The sequence below is a fragment of the Streptomyces inhibens genome, from assembly GCF_003389455.1.
GTDB lineage: Bacteria > Actinomycetota > Actinomycetes > Streptomycetales > Streptomycetaceae > Streptomyces > Streptomyces inhibens.
Map to the genome: position 1 here is coordinate 1 of NZ_QUAC01000314.1, position 2,369 is coordinate 2,369.

The 2,369-nt window shown below is 72.9% G+C and carries 1 protein-coding gene and 2 pseudogenes; 1 reads left to right on the plus strand and 2 read right to left on the minus strand.

The window, feature by feature from the left end; translation table 11 throughout:
* A pseudogene (locus DY245_RS33690) lies at positions 1-215 on the plus strand (sugar kinase); the annotation flags it as partial.
* A 78-nt stretch (positions 216-293) separates the two neighbouring features.
* Here DY245_RS33690 and DY245_RS33695 read toward each other — a convergent pair.
* Positions 294-1,655, minus strand: a complete 1,362-nt coding sequence (locus DY245_RS33695; protein WP_128510947.1) for an RNA polymerase sigma factor — start codon at positions 1,653-1,655, stop codon at positions 294-296.
* A 157-nt stretch (positions 1,656-1,812) separates the two neighbouring features.
* Positions 1,813-2,369 (minus strand): annotated as a pseudogene (locus DY245_RS33700) (DNA primase); the annotation flags it as partial.

Consider the following 2,369-nt stretch of genomic DNA (forward strand, 5'->3'; position numbering starts at 1 on the left):
CGTGGGGGGTCGCGCACGGCACGCTCACCCCGGCCGCCGGCGCGGAGGCCGGGCCGGCCGGCGGGCCCGCGTGGATCGATCCGCCCCAGTGGCCGGCGGCCGCGAGCCAGGTCTTCGAGCCGGGCGACGAAATGGCGGTTGGGCAGGCGGTGCGCCAGCAGTACGGGGCGGTGCGCGACGAGGCGCATCCGGGGGCGTTCCAGCGGGAGGCGTGACGTACGGGGGCGCGGGCGGGCCCGGGCCTGTCCGTACATTGCGCTGTCCGTACATTGCGCTTCCCGTATGGCGCGCGCTCAGTCCAGATAGCCGCGGAGCTGGTCGGCGAAGGCGTGGTCGCGGAGTTTGTTGAGGGTCTTGGACTCGATCTGGCGTATGCGTTCGCGGGTCACGCCGAAGATCCGGCCGATCTCCTCCAGGGTGCGCGGGCGGCCGTCGGCCAGGCCGTAGCGGAGCTGGACGACCTTGCGTTCGCGTTCGCCGAGGGTGGACAGGACCGCGTCGAGGTGCTCGCGGAGCAGCAGGAACGCGGCGGATTCGGCCGGTGAGGCGGCGTCGCCGTCCTCGATGAGGTCGCCGAGGGCGACGTCCTCCTCCTCGCCCACGGGGGCGTGCAGCGAGACCGGTTCCTGGGCCAGTCGCAGCACCTCGCTGACGCGTTCCTCGGTCAGGTCGAGGTGGGTGGCGACCTCTTCGGGGGTCGGTTCGTAGCCGCGTTCCTGGAGCATCCGGCGCTGGACGCGCACCACGCGGTTGATCAGCTCGACGACATGGACCGGGACGCGGATGGTTCTGGCCTGGTCGGCGAGGGCGCGGGACATCGCCTGGCGGATCCACCAGGTGGCATACGTGGAGAACTTGTAGCCGCGGGCGTAGTCGAACTTCTCGACGGCGCGGATCAGTCCGAGGTTTCCCTCCTGGACGAGGTCGAGCATGGTCAGGCCGCGGCCGACATAGCGCTTGGCTACGGAGACCACCAGGCGCAGGTTGGCCTCGATCAGACGGCGTTTGGCCATGCGGCCCAGGACCACCAACTGGTCGAGATCGAAGGCGAGTTGGGAGGACAGGTCGGGGGTGTTGGTGAGCTTTTCCTCGGCGAAGAGACCGGCCTCGACGCGGCGCGCGAGCTCGACCTCCTCGGCGGCGGTGAGCAGCGGGATCCGGCCGATCTCGCGGAGGTACTGGCGGAAGAGGTCGGAGGACGGGCCGCTCGTGTCGGGGCGGGGCGCCGGCTCCGACTCCGGCTCCGGCTCCATCTCCGACACCGTCTCCGGCTCCGGCTCCATCTCCGACACCGTCTCCGGCTCCGGCTCCGGCTCCGGCTCCGGGGTGATCTCCTCGGTGAGCATCTCGGCGGCGGGTGGTTCGGCCTGCTGGGGCACGGTGAGCGGCTCGGTGACCGGGTCCAGGAGCGGCCCGGCGACCGCTCCTGCGACGGGTTCCGTGACCGGCTCCGTGACCGGTGGTGTGGCGGCCGGCGCGTCGGCGAGGGTCCGGGTCTGCACGGGGGCGACCTCCAGGGTGATCGCAGCTGAGGCGGCAGAAAGGTCGGGCACGGTTGCGGCCGAGCCGCCGGCCGTCCCGTACGTCAAGAGCGGTTCCGCGGGGGTTTCCGGTGCGGTGCGACCGGACCCGCCGCGCTCCGAGGACTCAGGCACCGCTCTCAGTGTGGAGTACGACACACTCCCGCCACGAGGGGCGTGCGAGCACTTTTTGAGTCCGGTCCGTGACCGAACGGCTACCGCGGGGTGTTTCCCGGGGAGTGGCGGACGCGCCAGGTGTGTTGTCCCGGCGCGTTGGTGACGGGTGACGCGCCTAGAGCGCCGCGTAGCCCCGCTCGCGCAGGGACTGGCCGTACTGCTGGAGGACCCAGAGTTCGTTCTGTACGGCGGCGAGGTGTTCGGGGTCGGCGCGGGGGCCCAGGCGCTGGAGGGTGCCGCGGATTTCGGTGATGCGCTGATTGACGGCGGCGAGGCGGACGGCGACCAACTGGACGCCGGCGTAGGACTCGTCGGGATCCCGGCGGGTGTGCAGCGGCTCGACGGCGAGCTCGGTGACCATGGCGCGGACGGTGTCGTCGGGGGCGGCCTCGCGCACCCGGGGGACGTAGGCGCTGTCGGCGGCGCCGGCCGCGGCGCCGCCGGCGTCCTCGATGCACTGGCGGACCGTCGCGTACGGCGGCGCCGTGAACTCGTCGGGCCCATAGGCGTCGAAGGCCGGGGAGACCAGGTCGGGGCGTTGCAGGGCGAGCTTGAGGAGCTCGCGCTCGACGCGGTGGGCGGGGCTGCGGAGATTGAGCGCCGGGCCGCGGGGGCCGGGCGCGGTGCGGGCCTGCTCGGGGGGCGGGGCCTGGCCGCGGCGCTGCTGGCGGC